Origin of the sequence: Oceanobacillus indicireducens (assembly GCF_014647195.1) — a bacterium.
Taxonomy (GTDB): domain Bacteria; phylum Bacillota; class Bacilli; order Bacillales; family Amphibacillaceae; genus Oceanobacillus; species Oceanobacillus indicireducens.
Map to the genome: position 1 here is coordinate 1 of NZ_BMOS01000042.1, position 19,603 is coordinate 19,603.

The window sequence follows — 19,603 nt, forward strand, 5'->3', positions numbered from 1 at the left end:
ATATAGTGGTTTCACATAAAGTGTTGCATTTAATATTGCAATTTAGGTACTTATTTCATTGCTTATTTCATTTTCTATAAACCCTTTTAGCATCTTTAATCTCCTGAAAGGCTTCATAAAAAGTATGATAAATAGAGCCGAAATACTGAAACAACCAATTAGTAACGGTTGTATCCTGTTAATTGAAAAAAACAAAGCAAAACATAGAATAGCCACGATTACTCCAAATAAACAAGCATAGATTTCAATACGAAATTGTTTTTTTGCTTTCATAGCAAATTCCTGCAAAGTAGGAGCATCGAATATAACTTTCCGTTTTGTATCCTGAATATACGTTGATACAATTGGTTTAGCGCAGACACCCATCCCTTACTCAGGTATTTTCAAGTAAGCTGCATGTCTCGCTGAAACCTTTAAAGCCATGACCAAATCAAATCAGATCGAGTTTTGCATATTCTTCATTCCAGCTGCAAACACAATGTGTGCTCCTGCAATCATATACAACACGCCCGCCCCCACAACTGGTAAAGCAGGGATCCCCAAGAGGATTAACGTTATACCAAGTCCCTTTGTCGGCATGACAGAAATCCGTTTGCTGATCAAGAGACCTGCAATGCCTAAAACAATCAGGTAAAATAAAATTCCCATCCAGAATTGAAAAGCTGACGGATAACTGGCCATTTCCCATATAGTCACAATATATTGCTCCCCTTTGAGAGTGATAGATACTGGTTTCACCATACTGATGAAAAGCATGACGCCTGCGATAATTAGACAAATCATTCCGCCGATTTTTGATAACAATCTTCCTGTCCTTAAATTCTTATTCTTCATTACATCCCCACCTTTATTTATGAATATCTCCTATTTGCCGACTGCTCTGCATCATCTTTCCAATGTCCTAAGATTAACCCTCCACATACTTGGATTCTTCATTTTTCTGGAACATACCTGCTTCACGGAAAATTTTTCTGAAATGACCCGTCATCATCACCAGGCTTGCAACAAAGAGAACATACCCCACCCCAATTAAGTAAGGTGCAACGATATAAAACATAGGAAAGTGAACATTGTCTGTGACGAGGGCATCTATATAATCATATTGATAGATTTTGAAAGAAATCAGTGCACCGCCTCCGATATACATCATCACGATCAACAAAATATAAGGAACTTTTGAGTGAGTATTTTTCTCAAAATCAACCGCAGCTTTCACCAATATATGATTAGCCCCCTTCGCTTTTTTGTTCTTTCCGATTGCAATGATCTTCAGAAATAGATTGGGGATGAATACGAGCAACATGACGAAGATGGAAATGTATCCAATAGGAAGGTTGTAGAGGCTGATTCCATTGATTATTAGGCTTAAAAAGGCTGTAAATAATACATATCTTGCTTTCATCCCGCTCCTCCATTTCCATTTATAGGGCACATTTTTTGACAGAAAAAGCCCCACTTGCTGTGAGGCTCTATCATTGTCTACTGATCTACCGTCTCAAAGTTAAAGTTACTAATCTCCATCACCACGTTTTCCTGACTAATCGTTCTCATCACGTCAATTTGTTCTTGTGAAGTGACAGGTAGGAAAATTGGTAATGCTGCATTATTTTCTAACACCCCTGCATTTTCCTCATCCAAGGTGATCGGAATATTCTCCCAGACCATATCTCCTTCTGTGCTGCCTATCGTAAGCTCAAACTTTACATTTTTCACCGGAGTACCTATGCGATTCACCCCTAAGAACAACATTTGATGATTCCCATCAGGATCTTCTGCCATCGAAACAGATAACAAGGAAAAGTCATTCGGTGTACCAAACTTGGAATTTTCTTTAACGAATTCATTCAGCTCCTGATAGATCTCACTATTTTCAATTGTGACTCCTGCCTCTTCATCCACTTTCGTCACCTGTAATGTCAAATCTTCTACTTCTTCCTGATTACCTTCTGATTGTCCGTTACTCTCTTCCAACTGCTCCGTGGTCTCTTCCGTCTGTCCGCTGTTGGATTCAACTTCTTCCGTATCTCCATCGGTACAAGCGGATAAGAATAATACTCCGACTACTAGGATACCAATTATCTTCTTCATACTTCCTATCTCTCCTACGATTCATTATCTGTCGATGAAATAATGATATAAAATTTGGTCTAACGTTCCCTTTTGCACCTTTCCTTCCGCGAATGTCTTCACTTTAAAGAATCCAAACAGGCCGACGAAAAAGATGATGGGAATCATAAATATAATACAGCTGACACGATTCATTACAATCAGTCTCCGCAGTTTTTCATCTGCAATATCTTGCTGCTTCGTTTCCTTTAAAAAATCCAGACAGGAGAACCAAGTGATCAGGTAAAATACTAGAATAATCGAAAAGCCGATACTTAAGCCAATCTTCAACACCTGGATGGAACCCTCATATGTATCCGGCAGGAAAACTCCTGTTAAAGCAGTAATAACCACCGTTAGTGCAAATATAATCGGAATAATGATGCCTAGACGGGCAGCCTTCCTGGACGATGTGATTAATAGAGTCCATAGTTTGCTTTCATCTGTCATCTTACCGGCTCCTTCTTACGCTTGTTTCTCGTGTCCCCCATTACTGAATGACCTGAATATCATCAATCCTGCCGGCGAGTTCTGTTGCCTGATACAACCGTTTCTCTTCTGGCATTCTTTCTGCCGGTATAAATTATGCTTCATGATGATACGCTGTCTAGCAGTAAATAATTCCTTGTCATAATTAACCTTCATCAAACGGGTCAGCATATTGATATACCTTTGCTTGGCAAAGTCAAACATATCCCGATTCGAACAAATCATACTTTTATGATCTACAACTTCTACCTTTCTGCCACATACTGGGCAAATAAATATATTCGCATGCTCATTTAATAATAACGCAGTATTTTCTTCAAGCATGAGTTTTAATGTTCTATTTTTAGCATAGATTATGGTTGCAGGGAATATAGTAATGCACTCAAAAAGACCTTGTCAAGGAGCGAAAACTCCCTGACAGGGTCTACACAAAATCAAACTTATTTTAACTTAAATTCTGCTTTCTCCCCTTTGGAAATGTCTTCTCCTTCTTCATTACGCATTGGGCCAAGTTCCATCTCAAAGGATTTATCTTTCCAGATCGCTTCATACTGTTCTTGGTCGAGCAGGAAAATTTGTAGTAATTCACCACTGTCTCCAGATGGAATTACATCACTATTTGTATACGGCAGTAACATTCCTTCGTTTAAAGTCCATTGTTTTCCATCATTTAAGTGTAATGTGGAAGAAATTGAATTCTTCGCAAGGTCTTCATCATATCCATTTTCGATATCGAATTTAACCGTTAAAAGAACAACCTCATCTTCCTCGAAACGTGGAGCTTCTTCAGCATTCGGCACGAAATTCGTAAATTGGTATCCTTCAAGCGTAATTTTTACATCACCAAGCTCTTGACTTTCACCGATATCTTGCTCTTCTTCCAGCATTTCCTTGTCACCCATATTGTCTGCAGTTGCTTTATCTTCATAAAATCCTTGACTAGCTTTATCCGCTTCCTTATCCGCACTTTCTGCATCTAATGGAAGAGTAAAGCGACCTTCCGAACCAATCATCGACGAGAAATCTTCTGGATCCGTTTGTGGTGTCGAAATTGCTATATCAACACTGCCCACATCAAGAATTTCTTCTAAACGATCTTCACCGATCGGATACGCATAATACCCAACAATTTTTTGTCCAGCTTCCAGTAGATAATCATTCGACGGAGACAGAATGTTCGGCAACTGGCTCTCTTCCGGCAAGAGGTCACGATTGTTATTGATATATCGATCTGTATTTATTAAATCGTACGTCGTCATATAATGTAAATCTTCATCTGTCGTGTTTTCAATAGTATATTGTGCAATAAGTACCGCTCCATTATTCTGGTCGTCAAACGGGATGCTGTAATCACGATGGAAGTCGAGCAACTCTACCAATGAATAACCATCTAAAGATACCGTAACTCCTTCCATTTCATGTGTCTGTGCTTCGTTATTTTCATATAATACAGTTGCTGTTCCTTCTGTTTCTTCTTCCATAAATGTAATGAGGTCAGCGAAATCACCATCATTTCCATCTGCAGATGTTTCTTCCGCTTCTTCCGCTTCTTCCTCTTCTGCTTCCTCTTCTTCCTCTTCAGGCTCTTCTTCTACTTCTTCCTCTTCTGTACCTGTTTCATCTTCTTCGGCAGCATCAACAGTTTCTTCCGGCTCTCCTTCATCTTTATTTCCGCAAGCTGCAATAATTATCGCTGTTAGAAACATAACAACAAGTAATAGTAGTCGTTTCTTCATGAAAACCCCTCCATTGTATTGATACAAAAGCTATCTTACTACAACTGAAAGAATTGTCTATTCATTTTTATGAAATTAATCAATAAGAACCAGAAGTTTCCAATGCATCCGCTTCTATTATGTCAAAGAACTCATGACTTATAACTTATGTAACAGATGTAGTAGTACCAGACGTGGTTAGCGCTGACAATGTTTTTTATTTGCAATATTTTCTTTTTTAGTATGTTAAAGAAGAAAAAGCTTGCCCTAAAGTAAGTCTTAGTGCAAGCTTTGGCTTATCTCCATTTATATTTTAATATCCATATTGCCAGTCAACATTATCTTCTAACCAAACAATCTTTGTAATGGGTCCGAATTCTACTTTTTTCTTATTGATTTCACAATGGACATGCTCCTTGGGCTTCTGATGCTTTATCTCCTCATATACCTCATGACCAATATTCTCCAATACCGTTACGATCTGATCGTCATTGATTAGTAATGCTGTACCTTTCATTTATTTGCACCTTCCTGGAAGATTTATTTGTTTTCACATCTTATTATATATGATGTAACTTCCTAAAACGCATCTACATTACATCCTTCACAAAAGAGTCATTTCTCCATCCAAAAAGTTGTAACAATTGCGGTACAGGGGGTCAGAGCATTTGTCCCACTTTTCATGTACTTTTCACGTCTCCGCTTTATTATTCAGCCCTTTTTAAAAGCTCTTGATAAAGTGAAACTTCATTCAGTAGGGGCTTCCTTCCCTCCCCACTGAATGTTAGTTGAACAGAATCAGGGATTTACGGACTGTATATCCCCTACCTTCACATGTTGGGCGGGCTTCCCTCATGTTTAGATGTGGGGGTATTACAGACCCATTAATGCGTGATAAATCGGATAATATTTTTCCCAATATTCTTTTCGGTTCTCAATCGATTTACCGTCGAGTAGAGCTTCAATCACGTCCAAACAAACATGCCAGCCGGTTAAATCTTTAGCTGTATGGTCGTCGATTTCGTACAAAAATTCCCTAAACGTAAGCTCACAGCCACCTGCTGTTTCCTTTAATTCAAATCGAACCGTATTCTTAGGTGGCCATGTAAAGGAGAATCGTTTATTCGTTTCTACATCAAGTATCTCAATTTGTTCATAGTTTCCATCGCCAAAATTAAAGTGAATGGTTCCTCCAGGTTCTAATGACTGTATTTCTAATTCAGCAAACCATTGCTTTAGTTTTTCATTTTCTGTTAAGTATGCCCAAACTTCCGCTGCTGAATGGTTTAACCTTCGTACATATACAGCTGTCTTGACTTGGTCTAACTTTTCAATTCTTGCGATCACTTGATTAGCTCCTTTGTATTAATTAGTTCCTGTATTCTTATGTTTTTATTTTAACCGTAGATAATCATTTCATCCCAAATCAATATAGCTTATTGCTCACTCACTTTTAACGCGCTTCCTCCGCTTTAGCCATTGAACGAGCTCATGGATAATAAAGAGAACGATACCAATTTCCAGTGCATGATCTGCTACATTAAGAATTCCGCCAGAACGAACAATGAAATCTGTCACTTGCCCATGTAATAACCGGTCCATTCCATTCCCCACCGCTCCCCCAACAAGGAAACCTAGACTGATATCGATGAGTGGCCCTCTCCACGCTTCACTCCTTCTCAAATAAAAGATGAAAATCACAAATAATACGGAGATAATCCCGAAAGCTCTTGCATATCCAGGGAAAAAGCCACCTGCCATGCCACTATTTTCAATGTAAGTGAACTCGATTCCCGCCCAAGTCACTTTTTCATACAAAGCCAAGTTCATTCTGACAAAGACCTTCGTTGCTTGATCAATTAAAACGAAAATAATAGTAATAAGGTAAAATAACATAAGAACCTACTTTCTCGGTACTCAATCAAAGAATTCCATATGAGGTTTGTCTGCTCGGTAATAATCTAATCGCTCTTCCAGTGTACCTGTATGGAATTCAAATTTATGCCCGTCTGGATCTGTGAAATAAATGGATTTCTTGTCTTTCTTATCACGGGGACGCCCTTCCAAAATATGCACATTTAACTGCTCTAGTTTGTTATACATTTTTTCAAAATCCGCTTCAGCTATAGAGAATGCAAGATGTGTATAGGATTGGTGAATTTCGTTACGCGGGATGTCCTTTTCTTCATTCAGCGCTAGCCACATTCCGTTCAAATCAAAATAAGCAGTCGTTCGGCCTTTAACAAGTAATCTCGCGTCAAATACTTTCTCGTAGAAAACGATTGAGTTCTCCAAATCGGAAACGGAAAAAAGTAAATGATTAAGTCCTTTAATGGACATTGTAGCACTCCCCTTCTCATATCTTCTATGTATATATAAAGCTTAAAACGAAGGTCTGCCCTTGTATCAGAGTATGATACAATAACAGACCTTAACGTTTAATATCTATTTAATCTCATCAACCTATTCGTATTATAACTAAAACAAGCAGTTAGTAGAATCATTTTGTATCACTTCTTGTAAAATGAAAACACAACTGGGACAAGTGCTCTGACCCCTTGTCCCAATTCACTAAATCATTTTTCTTTGAAAGTAAATATATCCGCCTAGGAAAAATATGATGAAGCTTCCTCCAACTACTGTTAGCACTTGTTCCCAGGGAACGAAGAATACGTCATCTGCGCTTCCCCCGATGTACATCATGGAAAAAGGTTGTGCCCAAGGGTAGAAGGGACCGAACCGTTCCGAGTTCACTGCTAATATCGTTGGTAAAGTGAAAATGACATTTACAGCAAATGGAGCGGCAAAGCTTTTAAAGACAATTGACATCCATAATTGCAGGGCGACAAGTGGAAATGTAGCAAGCCAACCGCCAATAATACTCTTCCAAATGATTTCCAATGGAAATGGGTCTGTAAATCCGTTTATTATTCCAACGATATAAATAGCTCCAAGGTAAAGTAATTGGATTAGAAAAACAAGCAATAACAGGAGCACATATTTGGAAATAAATACATTCCCCCGTGTTACCGGTAATGCTAATAATTGTTTCCATCCACCTGCCTGATGTTCATACCTGCAAATGCTGCTTGCTAATACACCTGTAATTAATGGTAAAAATAATAGAGCATAAGTTAGATTCATTGATAGAACAGCCAAGTACCATTTATTAAATCCACCTTCCATAGAATCATAGTTAAACAGGGCACCGATGATAATCGCAATGAGTGGACCAGCAAATATAATCGGTAAAATTTTTGACTTTCGCAATTTGTACCATTCAGACCGTAGAACAGCTCCCATCTATTTCACATCCCTTCTTGTGAAGTCGAGCATACCCATGACATACAATAGGCATCCAACACCAAGACCTAACAATACATTTATCAACGGCTCATCCCATTGATTCATTAAGGACGGCCATTTCCAAATCATCCAATCAGGCAACATATAAGCGGAATAAGCAAAAATCACACCAAATATACCAGTTGTGATCGGCACCCCCTGGTTCTTACTGACCGTCGCAATCCATAGCTGTAATGCTAATACAGGCAACGCAGCAAAATATGGATAGAAACTATACTTCACCAATTCCCACCACGGAATTGCCTCATCAAATGAAAGGAAAATGCCAAATCCAAGTGTAAATAGCATTAATAAAATGGATGAGATGAACAACAGACAGGCAAGAATTGTAAACTTTGATAAATAAACCATCATCTTGGAAACCGGGAGAGAAATGAGCTGTTTCCAAGCATTGGTCTCATTTTCTATACTTGCTATGAAGGAGGTAAATATCGCAATACCTAATACAAGGGCAAGCGGGGTAAACACACTTATATTTTGTAAGTAATACAACCAATCATTCTCACTTTGCTGCAATAAATATTCTTTTCTTACACCATAATTTACCATCTGCAACGCAACGACCCCAATAGGTCCGAGAAACGTTAAAAACCAGAATCCTTTCCGCTTTATTTTCAAAAAGTCAGTTTGCATCATGCTGATCATACCGCTGAATCCTCCCTCGTCATGGAAAGAAAAATATCTTCCAGCGATCTTTTCTCTTCTTCCACCCGATAGATGGATAGATTCGCCTGCACGAGTAGTCTGACTGCCTCTGCAACCATTTCATTGGAACTTTCATGCAACATAATTAAACCACTTTCATGCTCCACCTTCATTCCATTTGCCAGCAACAAACGCCATGCTTGTTCCGCTTGACTAACTTTTAATGAAATGGCATGGCCTGCTAACGTTCGCATTGTCTCAATAGAATCTTGGAAAATCATCTTTCCCTTTGTAACAATACCTACTGTTGTTGCCATTTGGTCGATTTCAGTCAATAAATGGCTGGAAATAAGCACCGTCATTCCAAACTCTTCTGGCAGCCGTTTAATTAACTCGCGTATTTCAATAATGCCTGAAGGATCCAACCCATTCGTTGGCTCATCTAAAATAAGCAACTGTGGTTGATTTAATAAGGACATAGCAATGCCAAGCCGTTGCTTCATCCCGAGAGAGAAACCTTTCACCTTTTTGTCAGCTACTTCTGTTAGCCGAACAATCTCCAACACTTCATAAATTCTTTGCTTCGGAACCCCTATTATTTTTCGTAATGCTTCTAAGTTTTCATAGGCTGTTAAATGCGGGTAATAGGATGGGTTCTCAACTAACGAACCAACTTTTGCTAATATATTTTTTCGTTGTTGTTTTATATCTTGTCCGAAGATACGAATCCTTCCTGAAGTTGGTTTCATTAAGCCCAAGAGCATCCGGATCGTTGTCGTCTTTCCCGCTCCATTCGGTCCTAAAAATCCATAAATCTCTCCTTTTGAGATTTTCATATTCAATCCTTCTACCGCTAAGTCTTTTCCAAAACGCTTTGATAAGTTTGATGTTTCTACAATGTATTCCATTTTCTCACCTCACTTTTATCTTAAAGAATGAGGTTTAAAAACAAGGTTGGAACTTGTTTAAATTTTGTTTAAAAAAAGTGTACGCGGACAGAAGGTTATCAGCACATACACTCTTTGATATATTTATTTCTTATGATATTTGATTATTTTAACGGTTGTTCCATTGTTACTGGAATGAATCTCCCAATCTAAATTTAATCCCTGCACCATCATATCTATAATAGATAGTCCGATGCCTGCACCACTATAATCCGAACCCTTATCGATTCCATCTCCTTTATCGTTAAACAGAAGTGCATCATAGGTCTCAGTCGTTTTCGTTTTTACTTCTACATACTTTCCTTCCTTTGTATGCCTTAAAATATTTTGCAGCACGTTATCTATGATTCGACTTATCCAAACAGGATCAACCTCCCAATAACTACTATCTAATGGTTGCAAATCGATGTTAATTTCGAAGCCTTCCTTTTCAAACACGGGATACCAAGTGGCTAAATGCTCCCGAACGTAACGTACAATGTCAATCTCTTTTCGCTTGATTTGGTACTTACTCGCCGTAAGCAGGGTGTACGACATCAGATTCTCAATTAACCGGTCCATATCTTTAATCGAGACTTCTAATTGTTGAATAGCCTTATTCCACTCCGCACCTTGATCCATTTTCGAGATGGAATAGGATTGTGCCCGTAACTTAGTCAGTGGTGTTCTTAAGTCATGAGAAAGATTCGCAATTAATTCTTTTCGCAGTCGCTCTTCTTCCTGCTCCCGCTGTTTGCTTTTTCTTAGTTCGTCAACCATTTGATTAAACGTTTGTTCTAATTGGCCAATTTCATCTTTTTTCTTAACTGGAATGGCTAGTGGCAAACCGTCGACATCCCTTATTTCCATTGCTTCTTGAAGGTGTAAAAGCCGTTTTCTAATCCGGTGGAAAAATAGAAAGGATACGATAATGAACAATAAAACAATCGACAATAGTCCGATTATCAAAATATCCCCATAATGATCGTAAACAGACTGCATTGGGAGTTGCAGGGCCTCGCGAGGTATTTCAAAAACAATAAAACCATCCGATTCTTCCATTAATGCAATGACAGTAAAAGGATCACCATCATACCGGCTTTTAATAAAGGATGCAGTTTCTCTTGCACTCCACTCCGTTGGAATATCATGATTGCTACCAATTTTTTCTCGTAATATCCCGGACCCATCTACCCAAAACATTGTAGCCTCTGGAAAGTCTTCTTTCCATTTAGCAAAGTGTTGCTGGATAACCTCTTCTGAAATCTGTTCTAGATGGCTCGCATCTTCATGCCATCTTTCTTCAATCGTTTCCGTGTCTATTCCCTCTTTAAGATAACGGTTTTCAACATTTTCGGCGAATCCGTATACAAATAGTCCAATCGTTATGGAAGCAATTTGTACTAAAGAAATTGCGATCACGATTAGGAGCATGTATTTTGCCAACAGAGACCTGAAGAAATTCCTCATTGTTTCACCCGATATCCAATACCGCGAATCGTTTCAATGACTGTTGGTACAGATGGATTTTCTTCAATTTTTTCTCGTAAATATCGGATATGCACCATTAATGTTTTATCACCTTCGATATAGCTCTCTCCCCAGATACCTTCATATAATTGCTCTTTTGTTAATATTTGATTTAAGTGTCGGATAAAGTACTGGAATAAATGATATTGTTTACCTGTTAATAATATTTCCTCCTCATTATTTTTGTTGATAATCCGCATGTCTTTCGGGTAAATCTGCAAATGCTTAATTTCTAATACTTCGTCATGTCGCTGGAACCTTCGCAGCAATACTTCAATCCGGGCAGCGAGTTCATCGGGATGAAAGGGTTTTGTCACATAATCGTCTGCAAAACGGAGACCTTCCAGTCTATCCTCCACGGCAGTTCGAGCGGAAAGCATAATAATTGGTATATCTGGTGCGCTTTTTTTCAGACGCTTGCCAAGAGAAAATCCATCTAATCCTGGCAGCATTACATCTAAAATCGCTAAATCTATCGAAGTCAAATAGCTCTCCATATTTTCCCCAGACTGCAACCATGTTATTTTATAACCTCTTTCGGTTAAATCTGTTGAGACCCAATGACCTATTTCTTTATCATCTTCAATATATAATATATGAACCATATGCCCCTCCATTTATTATTCATGTTTTTTTATTATCATTTACTCTATTCTTTTATCTTAGCATAGTTAAAACCTATCATTACGATAGAAAATTTCTAATTGTTATAGCTACCTACTTGTTCTAAGCTAAATATAAGAGAAAAAGGAGGTATTCACATGCAGAAAGCAATATTTTATCATGCGGGTTGTCCAGTATGCGTCAATGCGGAAAAAATGGTATTAGATTATCTAGATGATTCGAAAGTAGATTTAGAAATTGTCCATTTCGAGGAAAATCCTTCTAGAATCAATGAAGCAGAAGAGGCTGGAGTAAAATCTGTTCCAGCATTAGTGCTGAACGGACAGACCTATCATATTAATTACGGCGCAAGTATGGAAGATGTTAAAAAAGACTAAAAACCAAAACAACACCCGAACCAATCTCCCTAGGGCGACGGTTCGGGCGTTCTTGTCAGTGGGACAGGGGGTTGGGACAGGGGGTCAGAGCACTTGTCCCACTGTATTTACATAATTTATAGAAATATAATTGATAAAACAGTTCAGACAACTTAGTACCTGAACTGCTTTTTTCATGGATTGATGTTAATAGCCTGCTCCTCTACCCCACCTGCTACTGCTTTCGTCACTTCTCCGATAAAGGCTCTGGTTGCTGTACACATGAATTTATCTTTTCGATAGATAATACCAATTTCCCTTTGTGGGGTTGGATTTAGTATTTTCACAACTTTTATATCTTGATTATTTAAATGTTCAAAGTACGGCAGTGGTAAAATGGGGGCTCCCATACCTTTTTCCGTCAGTTGGATAATTGATTCCAATGTTGTCAGCTCAAGTGCCGGATTAATCGTGATCCCGACAGTTCGAGCGTAGCCCTTAATTAACTGCCGAAGTTGATAATTTTCCGGCATAAGTATTAATGGGATATTGGTAATTTGATCAAAGTTTACTGCCGACTTTATCGCAAGTGGATGACCTTTGGGAACAGCAAGTGCCAGTTCCTCTGTATATAATGAAATTTCCTCCAACTCATCATTTCCATTCGGCAGGAACGTAAGACCAAGATCCAGTTTATTTTCCAGTATGCTTCTTTCAATCTCTTCTGTCCGCAATCCATGGACAGACAGTTTGATATTCGGATAAAGAGCTTTGAAGCGAACTAGTGCAGGAGGAAGTAGGTAATTCATACAAGTAAGCAAGGATCCGATTGTAAGCCTTCCTCTTTCCAACCCATTCAGTTCTCCAATTGCCGCTTGTGCTTGTTCCAATTCATAGAAAATCTGCTTACAATGCTTATATAAAATCTCTCCGGCCTCCGTTAATGCAGTCTTTTTCCCTATCCGGTCAAAGAGCGGAATTCCTACCTCGCCTTCTAAAACTTTGATTTGCTGGCTTAATGTCGGCTGGGCAATGTTCAATTTCTCAGCAGCCCTCGTAAAATGCAGTTCTTCACATACAGTCATGAAATATTCCAGCTGTCTTAATTCCATTAAATCCCTCCTCCATCTTTATTATGGTCTAAACATCCATATACCGAACGACCTCAATAACTTTTCCATTATTTCCATTAAATCATAACCAACACACCCTGTATAGAAAGTGGGACAAGTGCTCTGACCCCCGTGTCCCACTGGGACAATGGGGTCAGAGCACTTGTCCCACTCCAGCACTTTTAACCTAAGTTCTCATAAACTATTGTGGGCTAATTTTATAAAAAGGAGTGGTTCCAGTGAGTAGAATCAATTTCAAATCCTTTACCGGCCGCGTCACAAGTGTAGATGACTTTCCGATGTATCCGCCTAATGATAATTTCGGTTGTTACAAGTTTATATCTGTTCAGAATGATGCCGGTACTGTCGTTAACTTCGTTGCAGGACCAGATACGTTCTTTCTATATCAGGAAAAAATCAAAGTCGGGGATCAGATCACCGGTTATTATGATGGGGATGCAGCCACAATTTTAATTTATCCACCGCAATACCGGGCATTAGTTATCGTGAAGGAAAATCCATATAGCCAAGTAAAGGTAAGTTATTTTAATGAGCAATTAATCAGCAGTGACGGTTCTTTGCAGCTAAATATCGGTCCTGATACACAGATGCAATTAACAAACGGGCAAGACTTCAAACAAAACCCTGCAAGGAGAAATTTAATTGTTGTTTATGGTGCAGCAACAAAGAGTATTCCAGCCCAAACAACCCCTTATGAAATAATTATTTTTTGCCGGTAAACTGGGACAGGGGGTCAGAGCATTTGTCCCAGTTGGGACAGATGCTCTGTCCCCCTGTCCCCGAATTAAATGTTGACTTTTTTCTTGTTTCGGTATATTCTATTATTTAACTAATTTCTTAATATTTTTTTCTTATCAAGAGAGGTGGAGGGACTGGCCCTTTGAGACCTCGGCAACAGGCTTTTGGAGTACTGTGCCAATTCCAGGAGCATGCATTTGCTCGAAGATAAGAAGAGCCGGCAGATATGCTACCTAACCCTCTTCTTATTTCAAGAAGAGGGTTTTTTATAATTTTAGGGGGGATGAAATTGACGACAATACAAGCAGCAATAGAATTACAAAAAGCAATCTCACTACTGAAAGAAAAAGAATGGGTTGATTTGACTCACACTTTCGGCCCTGATTCACCGCATTTTGCAGCATTTGATGATGCCGCATTCAAGACACTTTACAACCATGACGATGGGTTCTTTGCCCAACAGTTCTCTTTTGCCGGACAATACGGTACTCATATCGATGCTCCAATTCATTTCGTAAGACATCAGCGCTACCTTGATGAACTTAAATTAAAAGAACTTGTCTTACCGCTCATAGTCATTGATAAATCAAGGGAAGCAGCACATAACCATGACTTCACCTTGACGAAAGAAGATATCCTCAAATTCGAAGCAGTCCACGGTGAAATTGAAGCAGGCACATTTGTCGCCTTACGTACCGATTGGAGCAAGCCTTGGCCAGATAAAGAGCGTTTTGAGAATAAGGATGAAGACGGTAATCCACATCTTCCCGGCTGGGGAATTGACGCCCTCGAATTCCTATTTGAAGAAAGAAAAATCAAAGCAGTCGGCCACGAAACCTTTGACACCGACTCCGCTATCGACGCTGCAAAAAATGGCAGACTCATCGGAGAATATTACGTACTAGAGCAAGACACCTATCAGATCGAACTGCTAACCAATCTGGATAAAGTTCCAACAAAAGGTGCCATCATTTTCAATATCGTTCCAAAGCCTGAAAAAGCAAGTGGATTTCCTGTACGATCGTTCGCAATACTACCCTAAATTAAATCTCTCACAACTGAAGTCACGAGTATTCTTGGTTTATTCATAAAGTGAAACTTCATTCAGTGAGGTAGCACAGAAGCAAAAAAAGTATGGGGTAATATAAAAGCATAGCTCCCCTTAAATCAAAGGCGGAAGTGCCCTTACAGTAAAAGATGATCGGCTAGAAAAACATTTCTGCCGATCATCTTTTTGAATATATTATTACCAAAATCAGTAAAAATGAAACTTTCCCACCCCTTTTTCCGTACCACCTAGAGAACACGATAGAGGAGGGAATAGAATGACCGAAATTGCAATGCAATTGACGAATGTCCGAAAACGTATCGGCAATAAGGAAATCATTAAAGGCCTTTCCTTTACCATTAATAGAGGGGAAGTATTCGGCTTCATTGGACCAAATGGTGCCGGGAAAACAACGACAATCCGTATGATGGTAGGGTTAATGAAACTTACAGAAGGCGACGTACATATTCTCGGCAAAAGTATTAAAACAGAATTTAAAGAAGCAATCCGTGAAGTTGGCGGAATCGTTGAAAATCCAGAGCTCTACCCCTTTTTAACAGGCGCACAAAACTTAAAACAATATGCAAGGATGATTCCAGGGATTACGCAGGAAAGAATTGATGAAACGGTTAAACTTGTCGGTCTGGAAAAAGTAATGAATGAAAAAGTTGGCCGATACTCACTTGGGATGCGACAACGAATAGGAATCGCCCAAGCTTTATTACATAAGCCATCCGTTCTCATACTCGACGAACCGACGAATGGACTAGACCCTGCCGGCATTCGGGAAATCAGACAATATATCCGGAAACTTGCAACCGAACATAATGTTGCAGTTATCATTTCCAGCCACCTATTGTCCGAAATCGAGTTAATTTGCGACCGGATCGGCATTATTAAAAATGGCGAGCTTGTGGCGATTCAAGCTGTGAAAGAAAATACACCAGCAGGCGAACAACAACTGCTGCAAGTGGAAATGGAAGCAACACCACTTGAAAAAGCCCTTGAAGTCGTCAATCGTAAAACACCTGCTGCCCAAACAAACGGTAAAATCACGTTCCAAACCGAGAAGGAGAATATCCCGCTACTCATTTCCGATTTGGTGAAAGAAAATATTCTCATTTATGAAGTGCAAGTCACCAAATCAACTCTCGAAGATAAATTCTTTGATCTGATTGGAGAGAATATCATTGACTAATTTTCTAAATCTCATACAAAATGAAGTGATTAAAATCTACCGTTTGAAATCGACTTGGGCAATGTATGTCATACTGGCATTAATCATTATTGGGGTCGGCCTGTTGGCAAAAACTTATGGGGACTTTATGACATATGAAGAAGATACGTGGAGAGAGACGCTGGAAACAGAGAATGCCGAATACATGAAAGATACCGAAGAATTTCCCGATATGGAGTCCTTTAATTCAACGTTCATTGAAATCAATAATTATTATTTAGAACATGATATTATGCCTGAAAGTTACGGTGCGTGGCAATTTGTAATGGAAAATGAGATGCTGCTTTCCCTTGTCAGTCTCTTTACCATCATCGTTGCTGCCGGTATTCTTGCTAACGAATTCCGCTGGGGAACGATTAAGTTGCTGCTCATCCGACCAATTTCACGGACGAAAATCTTAATATCAAAATATAGCGCCGTACTAATATTTTCATTTATAACGTTTTTATTCGTGCTCCTCTTCTCATGGATAATCGGAGGAATTTTCATCGGCTTTGACGGGATGAATCCTCATATCGTTCTTGAAAAAGGCGATGGAGTGGAATATGTTCCAGTTATTGGGGAGATTATAACCGATTACGGCTTCAGTCTTGTGAACTTGCTCATGATGGCGACATTCGCCTTTATGATCTCTTCCATTTTCAGAAACAGCGCGCTAGCAATTGGACTCGCAATTTTTCTTATGCTAGCTGGAAACCAGATTGTGTTCTTCTTCATAGAACGGGACTGGGCGAAATACATTCTATTTGCAAATACAAACCTGTCCCAGTACTTTAACGGGAACACACCGATGATGGAAGGAATGACACTCGGCTTTTCCGTTACCGTACTAGTTGTCTACTATATTATTTTCGCAGCAATTACCTGGATCTTCTTTGCGAAGCGGGATGTTGCAGGTCACTAACCGTTTAATAAGGTTCCGTCTCAATTGGCGGAACCTTTATTTTAAATAATGCAACGCCTGAAGATGGAGCAGTAACACCGGCCATCGCCTCTTTTTGAAGTATTGGTTACTGAATTAGTTGCATTGCAAGTTCCTCCTTTTTATGGTAAATAGATGATAGAACACCGTCCTTGTTTTATAATTGCAATCCTCCTAAAAATAACTCCCACAAACAACTCCTAGAAACGCCAAAGCAATCCCCAAAACATACGTCAGCCCAGTGTAAAGGAAAAACTCCCGCTTATTCCCCTTCCTCCACAACACTCCCATCTCAAGTTTCAACGTTGAAAATGTCGTAAAGGCACCAAGAAAACCTGTCCCCAATAAGAGAAGTAATAATTCATCTACCCCTGCACCTATAAGCAATCCGAGCAAGAATGCACCTGTCAGATTGACGAGAAGTGTACCCATTGGTACGGCTTTTTCCGGATCGTTCATCTTCCCCGAAATCGAATAACGCATAATCGCGCCAAAAAACCCACCGACACCAACGATTAATAAATACATCCAGTTCATTTCTCTCCAACTCCCCTACTAACCCGAAAACCAACTTCACACATACCAAGCCCTCCAACCAAACTCACAAAAACATAGACGCACCCAAGTAACATCGACTGATTTTGGAACAACTCAACCGTTTCCACACTGACAGCGGAGAATGTAGTGAACGAGCCGACAAAACCCGTTGTTATCGCTGTTTTCAGCTTTTCATCCAGATGAATCCTTTTAAACAGTCCGTAAGTCAGCCACGCAAGTAAAAAGCTCCCTATCAAATTAACCAATAACGTCGCATAGGGAAAAACATGTTCTGTCATAATTAGAATTCCTATACTATACCGCAGCATCGCACCGAGTGCTCCGACAAGTCCAATATAGATATAAATCATTCATCCAACATCCTTTTTATCACGTATTAACAGTCTGTAATTTACCCATCTCTAAACATGAGGGAAAACCAAAATGTTAAGGCGGGCGATATACAGTCCGTAAATCCCTGATTCTGTTCAACTAACATTCAGTGGAGGAGAAGGACCCCCCCCGCTGAATGAAGTTTCACTTTATTAAGATATTAACGCAAGCAACTGTCGCATTTGTAAAAGTCAAAGCAGTTCAGCCATCCTATCAAGCATACATAATGCGCAAAATGGGAGAATAAAACGAGAGATAATTACTACAATTGCTAGCTTGCTTAAATTGTTTCAGGTTGCGAAAATTAAGTTATAATAAATAGTAATATATGCTTGCATCTCTCATCGAATCAGAGTAAAATTTCTATGTTTAGTACAGAATATCATATCACCTAGGAGAAAAAGCTATGAAAAAGAAAGATTGGACATTGACGCTTCTGCTTACAAATATATTCTTTGTATTTTTAGGAATTGGACTTGTTATACCGGTTCTGCCAACTATTATGAATGAACTCGGCATCAGTGGTACTGTTGTCGGTTATTTAACGGCTGCATTCGCTTTAGCTCAATTGATTTTCTCGCCCTTGGCTGGAAAAGCAGTTGATAAATATGGGCGTAAACGCATGATTGTCATTGGTCTTTTTATCTTCAGTTTTTCCGAGTTTTTATTTGGTCTTGGTAAAACAATTGAAGTATTGTTCGCCTCACGAATTCTCGGAGGAATAAGTGCCGCATTCATCATGCCTGCTGTTACCGCATTTATCGCAGATATTACGACGCTGAAAACGCGGCCTAAAGCACTCGGCTATATGTCAGCGATGATTAGTACCGGATTTATTATCGGACCGGGAATTGGTGGCTTCTTAGCAGGGATTGGTACGCGTGTACCATTCTTCTCTGCTGCGGCGTGTGGTTTAATTGTTGCTTTCGTTTCGATTTTATCCTTAAAAGAGCCGAAGTCGAAAACAGACGATATGGCTGATATGACCGAAGAACTCGGCAAAAGTGGCTTGAGGAAAGTGTTTATGCCGATGTTTTTCATCGCTTTTATTGTTATTTTAATATCAACATTCGGTCTTGCCGCGTTTGATTCTTTCTTCAGCCTTTATACTGATCATAAGCACGGATTCACTCCTTCTGACATTGCGATTGCCATTACAGGTGGTGCGATTATCGGAGCGATTTTCCAGGTTGTATTGTTCGATTGGTTAACAAAGTTGATCGGAGAAATCAATATTATTCGCTGGTCGCTCGCCATTTCTGCTATGCTGGTCTTTGCCATGACACTCGCTAATTCTTATTGGCAAGTAATGGCGGTAACCTTCACGGTATTTATTGGGTTTGACCTGATTCGTCCAGCTGTTACCAACTATTTATCAAAAATCGCCGGGAATGAGCAAGGTTTTGTTGGCGGCATGAACTCATTCTTCACGTCCCTTGCTAATGTATTTGGTCCAGTAGTTGGTGGGGTTTTATTTGATATAGATATCAATTATCCGTTTGTTTTCAGCTCGATCGTTATTGTCGTCTGTCTCCTTATCACTATATTTTGGAAGAAACCGGATATTAAAATTGATTAAATACTTTACAAAATACCGAAACATGTATACAATCTGGAATTAGAATAACTGCATATCAAAACATAAGCACTAGGGGAGCTGCGTCATGTGGCTGAGAGGATTAATCCGACCCTTACTACCCGATCTAGATAATACTAGCGTGGGGAAGTGCAGTTTACGAATATTATGTTGTTAAAATTAATGTGTAAACTGCATTCCCCTTAGGAATGCAGTTTTTTTATTATCAATAGGAGCATTCCTGTAATGAAGAAATTTGAGG

The 19,603-nt window shown here is 39.2% G+C and carries 24 protein-coding genes and 2 riboswitches; of the genes, 6 read left to right on the plus strand and 18 right to left on the minus strand.

Annotation, left to right across the window (positions count from 1 at the left end):
* Window positions 1-435 precede the first annotated feature (435 nt).
* The 15 genes from IEX94_RS17610 to IEX94_RS17680 all read right to left on the minus strand — a co-directional run bounded on the left by IEX94_RS17610 (window position 436) and on the right by IEX94_RS17680 (window position 11,382).
* Window positions 436-834: a hypothetical protein gene (locus IEX94_RS17610; RefSeq protein WP_188859304.1), complete on the minus strand. Its 399-nt coding sequence runs from the start codon at window positions 832-834 to the stop codon at window positions 436-438.
* Window positions 835-907: 73 nt separating this feature from the next.
* Window positions 908-1,402 (minus strand): hypothetical protein, encoded by a 495-nt coding sequence (locus tag IEX94_RS17615; protein WP_188859306.1) that lies wholly within the window; start codon window positions 1,400-1,402, stop codon window positions 908-910.
* 77 nt (window positions 1,403-1,479) lie between these two features.
* Window positions 1,480-2,088: a hypothetical protein gene (locus tag IEX94_RS17620; RefSeq protein WP_188859307.1), complete on the minus strand. Its 609-nt coding sequence runs from the start codon at window positions 2,086-2,088 to the stop codon at window positions 1,480-1,482.
* Window positions 2,089-2,112: 24 nt separating this feature from the next.
* Window positions 2,113-2,556 carry a hypothetical protein gene (locus IEX94_RS17625; RefSeq protein WP_188859308.1) on the minus strand — a complete coding sequence of 148 codons (444 nt, stop codon included), beginning with the start codon at window positions 2,554-2,556 and terminating at the stop codon, window positions 2,113-2,115.
* A 15-nt stretch (window positions 2,557-2,571) separates the two neighbouring features.
* Window positions 2,572-2,919, minus strand: coding sequence for a putative RNA methyltransferase (locus IEX94_RS17630; RefSeq protein ID WP_156857069.1), 348 nt, complete (start codon window positions 2,917-2,919; stop codon window positions 2,572-2,574).
* A gap of 116 nt (window positions 2,920-3,035) precedes the next feature.
* Window positions 3,036-4,331 (minus strand): DUF5068 domain-containing protein, encoded by a 1,296-nt coding sequence (locus IEX94_RS17635; RefSeq protein ID WP_229782787.1) that lies wholly within the window; start codon window positions 4,329-4,331, stop codon window positions 3,036-3,038.
* Window positions 4,332-4,623: 292 nt separating this feature from the next.
* On the minus strand, window positions 4,624-4,827 hold the full coding sequence (locus IEX94_RS17640; protein WP_156857068.1) for a protein YkzT: 204 nt from the start codon (window positions 4,825-4,827) through the stop codon (window positions 4,624-4,626).
* A 356-nt stretch (window positions 4,828-5,183) separates the two neighbouring features.
* The gene (locus tag IEX94_RS17645) at window positions 5,184-5,657 is read right to left on the minus strand and encodes an SRPBCC family protein (protein ID WP_188859309.1); all 474 of its coding nucleotides are present in this window, start codon (window positions 5,655-5,657) and stop codon (window positions 5,184-5,186) included.
* A 96-nt stretch (window positions 5,658-5,753) separates the two neighbouring features.
* A complete protein-coding gene (lspA, locus tag IEX94_RS17650; RefSeq protein ID WP_188859310.1) occupies window positions 5,754-6,206 on the minus strand; it encodes a signal peptidase II in 453 nt (150 codons plus the stop codon).
* Window positions 6,207-6,227: 21 nt separating this feature from the next.
* Complete coding sequence (gene fosM, locus IEX94_RS17655; RefSeq protein WP_188859311.1) at window positions 6,228-6,650, minus strand: FosM family fosfomycin resistance protein; 423 nt, start codon at window positions 6,648-6,650, stop codon at window positions 6,228-6,230.
* Window positions 6,651-6,881: 231 nt separating this feature from the next.
* Window positions 6,882-7,613 carry an ABC transporter permease gene (locus tag IEX94_RS17660; RefSeq protein ID WP_188859312.1) on the minus strand — a complete coding sequence of 244 codons (732 nt, stop codon included), beginning with the start codon at window positions 7,611-7,613 and terminating at the stop codon, window positions 6,882-6,884.
* Entirely contained in the window at window positions 7,614-8,321 is a 708-nt protein-coding gene (locus IEX94_RS17665; protein WP_156857063.1) for an ABC transporter permease, read from the minus strand. It lies immediately after the preceding gene.
* On the minus strand, window positions 8,318-9,229 hold the full coding sequence (locus IEX94_RS17670) for an ABC transporter ATP-binding protein (RefSeq protein WP_188859314.1): 912 nt from the start codon (window positions 9,227-9,229) through the stop codon (window positions 8,318-8,320). The genes IEX94_RS17665 and IEX94_RS17670 overlap by 4 nt, the downstream gene beginning before the upstream one ends.
* A 123-nt stretch (window positions 9,230-9,352) precedes the next feature.
* Window positions 9,353-10,681 (minus strand): sensor histidine kinase, encoded by a 1,329-nt coding sequence (locus IEX94_RS17675; protein WP_229782788.1) that lies wholly within the window; start codon window positions 10,679-10,681, stop codon window positions 9,353-9,355.
* A gap of 32 nt (window positions 10,682-10,713) precedes the next feature.
* Window positions 10,714-11,382, minus strand: coding sequence for a response regulator transcription factor (locus tag IEX94_RS17680; RefSeq protein WP_188859317.1), 669 nt, complete (start codon window positions 11,380-11,382; stop codon window positions 10,714-10,716).
* 156 nt (window positions 11,383-11,538) lie between these two features.
* Here IEX94_RS17680 and IEX94_RS17685 point away from each other — a divergent pair, with 156 nt between their 5' ends.
* Complete coding sequence (locus tag IEX94_RS17685) at window positions 11,539-11,778, plus strand: thioredoxin family protein (protein WP_156857059.1); 240 nt, start codon at window positions 11,539-11,541, stop codon at window positions 11,776-11,778.
* Between the two features lie 173 nt (window positions 11,779-11,951).
* Here the strand turns inward: IEX94_RS17685 and IEX94_RS17690 are convergent, their stop codons facing one another.
* The gene (locus IEX94_RS17690; protein WP_188859319.1) at window positions 11,952-12,869 is read right to left on the minus strand and encodes a LysR family transcriptional regulator; all 918 of its coding nucleotides are present in this window, start codon (window positions 12,867-12,869) and stop codon (window positions 11,952-11,954) included.
* A 299-nt stretch (window positions 12,870-13,168) separates the two neighbouring features.
* On the opposite strand from IEX94_RS17690, the gene IEX94_RS17695 reads away from it, so the two are divergent.
* From IEX94_RS17695 to IEX94_RS17710, 4 genes are all read left to right on the plus strand, one after another.
* Window positions 13,169-13,609 carry a hypothetical protein gene (locus IEX94_RS17695; protein ID WP_188859326.1) on the plus strand — a complete coding sequence of 147 codons (441 nt, stop codon included), beginning with the start codon at window positions 13,169-13,171 and terminating at the stop codon, window positions 13,607-13,609.
* 129 nt (window positions 13,610-13,738) lie between these two features.
* Window positions 13,739-13,842: riboswitch (SAM riboswitch) on the plus strand.
* A gap of 75 nt (window positions 13,843-13,917) precedes the next feature.
* Window positions 13,918-14,670: a cyclase family protein gene (locus IEX94_RS17700; RefSeq protein ID WP_373290856.1), complete on the plus strand. Its 753-nt coding sequence runs from the start codon at window positions 13,918-13,920 to the stop codon at window positions 14,668-14,670.
* 283 nt (window positions 14,671-14,953) lie between these two features.
* Window positions 14,954-15,874 carry an ABC transporter ATP-binding protein gene (locus tag IEX94_RS17705; RefSeq protein WP_188859321.1) on the plus strand — a complete coding sequence of 307 codons (921 nt, stop codon included), beginning with the start codon at window positions 14,954-14,956 and terminating at the stop codon, window positions 15,872-15,874.
* Window positions 15,867-16,817, plus strand: coding sequence for an ABC transporter permease (locus IEX94_RS17710; protein WP_188859322.1), 951 nt, complete (start codon window positions 15,867-15,869; stop codon window positions 16,815-16,817). Before IEX94_RS17705 ends, IEX94_RS17710 begins: the two co-directional genes overlap by 8 nt.
* Window positions 16,818-17,009: 192 nt before the next feature.
* Here IEX94_RS17710 and IEX94_RS17715 read toward each other — a convergent pair whose 3' ends face one another.
* Both IEX94_RS17715 and crcB read right to left on the minus strand, forming a co-directional pair.
* Window positions 17,010-17,363, minus strand: coding sequence for a CrcB family protein (locus IEX94_RS17715; protein ID WP_188859328.1), 354 nt, complete (start codon window positions 17,361-17,363; stop codon window positions 17,010-17,012).
* A gap of 5 nt (window positions 17,364-17,368) precedes the next feature.
* Window positions 17,369-17,743, minus strand: coding sequence for a fluoride efflux transporter CrcB (gene crcB, locus IEX94_RS17720; RefSeq protein WP_188859323.1), 375 nt, complete (start codon window positions 17,741-17,743; stop codon window positions 17,369-17,371).
* A 428-nt stretch (window positions 17,744-18,171) separates the two neighbouring features.
* On the opposite strand from crcB, the gene norA reads away from it, so the two are divergent.
* Entirely contained in the window at window positions 18,172-19,344 is a 1,173-nt protein-coding gene (norA, locus tag IEX94_RS17725) for a multidrug efflux MFS transporter NorA (RefSeq protein ID WP_188859324.1), read from the plus strand.
* A 61-nt stretch (window positions 19,345-19,405) separates the two neighbouring features.
* A riboswitch (TPP riboswitch) is annotated at window positions 19,406-19,507 on the plus strand.
* The last annotated feature ends 96 nt before the right edge of the window (window positions 19,508-19,603 follow it).

What these genes read in the sequence shown, in the direction of transcription:
- IEX94_RS17665 (WP_156857063.1), bottom strand. Translation starts at nt 8,321, where the DNA reads ATGATCAGCATGATGCAAACTGACTTTTTGAAAATAAAGCGGAAAGGA.
- IEX94_RS17715 (WP_188859328.1), bottom strand. Translation starts at nt 17,363, where the DNA reads ATGTATTTATTAATCGTTGGTGTCGGTGGGTTTTTTGGCGCGATTATG.
- IEX94_RS17670 (WP_188859314.1), bottom strand. Translation starts at nt 9,229, where the DNA reads ATGGAATACATTGTAGAAACATCAAACTTATCAAAGCGTTTTGGAAAA.
- IEX94_RS17620 (WP_188859307.1), bottom strand. Translation starts at nt 2,088, where the DNA reads ATGAAGAAGATAATTGGTATCCTAGTAGTCGGAGTATTATTCTTATCC.
- IEX94_RS17705 (WP_188859321.1), top strand. Translation starts at nt 14,954, where the DNA reads ATGACCGAAATTGCAATGCAATTGACGAATGTCCGAAAACGTATCGGC.
- IEX94_RS17695 (WP_188859326.1), top strand. Translation starts at nt 13,169, where the DNA reads ATGTATCCGCCTAATGATAATTTCGGTTGTTACAAGTTTATATCTGTT.
- IEX94_RS17630 (WP_156857069.1), bottom strand. Translation starts at nt 2,919, where the DNA reads ATGCTTGAAGAAAATACTGCGTTATTATTAAATGAGCATGCGAATATA.
- norA (WP_188859324.1), top strand. Translation starts at nt 18,172, where the DNA reads ATGAAAAAGAAAGATTGGACATTGACGCTTCTGCTTACAAATATATTC.
- IEX94_RS17640 (WP_156857068.1), bottom strand. Translation starts at nt 4,827, where the DNA reads ATGAAAGGTACAGCATTACTAATCAATGACGATCAGATCGTAACGGTA.
- fosM (WP_188859311.1), bottom strand. Translation starts at nt 6,650, where the DNA reads ATGTCCATTAAAGGACTTAATCATTTACTTTTTTCCGTTTCCGATTTG.
- lspA (WP_188859310.1), bottom strand. Translation starts at nt 6,206, where the DNA reads ATGTTATTTTACCTTATTACTATTATTTTCGTTTTAATTGATCAAGCA.
- IEX94_RS17680 (WP_188859317.1), bottom strand. Translation starts at nt 11,382, where the DNA reads ATGGTTCATATATTATATATTGAAGATGATAAAGAAATAGGTCATTGG.
- IEX94_RS17635 (WP_229782787.1), bottom strand. Translation starts at nt 4,331, where the DNA reads ATGAAGAAACGACTACTATTACTTGTTGTTATGTTTCTAACAGCGATA.
- IEX94_RS17675 (WP_229782788.1), bottom strand. Translation starts at nt 10,681, where the DNA reads ATGCTCCTAATCGTGATCGCAATTTCTTTAGTACAAATTGCTTCCATA.
- IEX94_RS17660 (WP_188859312.1), bottom strand. Translation starts at nt 7,613, where the DNA reads ATGGGAGCTGTTCTACGGTCTGAATGGTACAAATTGCGAAAGTCAAAA.
- IEX94_RS17685 (WP_156857059.1), top strand. Translation starts at nt 11,539, where the DNA reads ATGCAGAAAGCAATATTTTATCATGCGGGTTGTCCAGTATGCGTCAAT.
- IEX94_RS17615 (WP_188859306.1), bottom strand. Translation starts at nt 1,402, where the DNA reads ATGAAAGCAAGATATGTATTATTTACAGCCTTTTTAAGCCTAATAATC.
- crcB (WP_188859323.1), bottom strand. Translation starts at nt 17,743, where the DNA reads ATGATTTATATCTATATTGGACTTGTCGGAGCACTCGGTGCGATGCTG.
- IEX94_RS17625 (WP_188859308.1), bottom strand. Translation starts at nt 2,556, where the DNA reads ATGACAGATGAAAGCAAACTATGGACTCTATTAATCACATCGTCCAGG.
- IEX94_RS17610 (WP_188859304.1), bottom strand. Translation starts at nt 834, where the DNA reads ATGAAGAATAAGAATTTAAGGACAGGAAGATTGTTATCAAAAATCGGC.
- IEX94_RS17690 (WP_188859319.1), bottom strand. Translation starts at nt 12,869, where the DNA reads ATGGAATTAAGACAGCTGGAATATTTCATGACTGTATGTGAAGAACTG.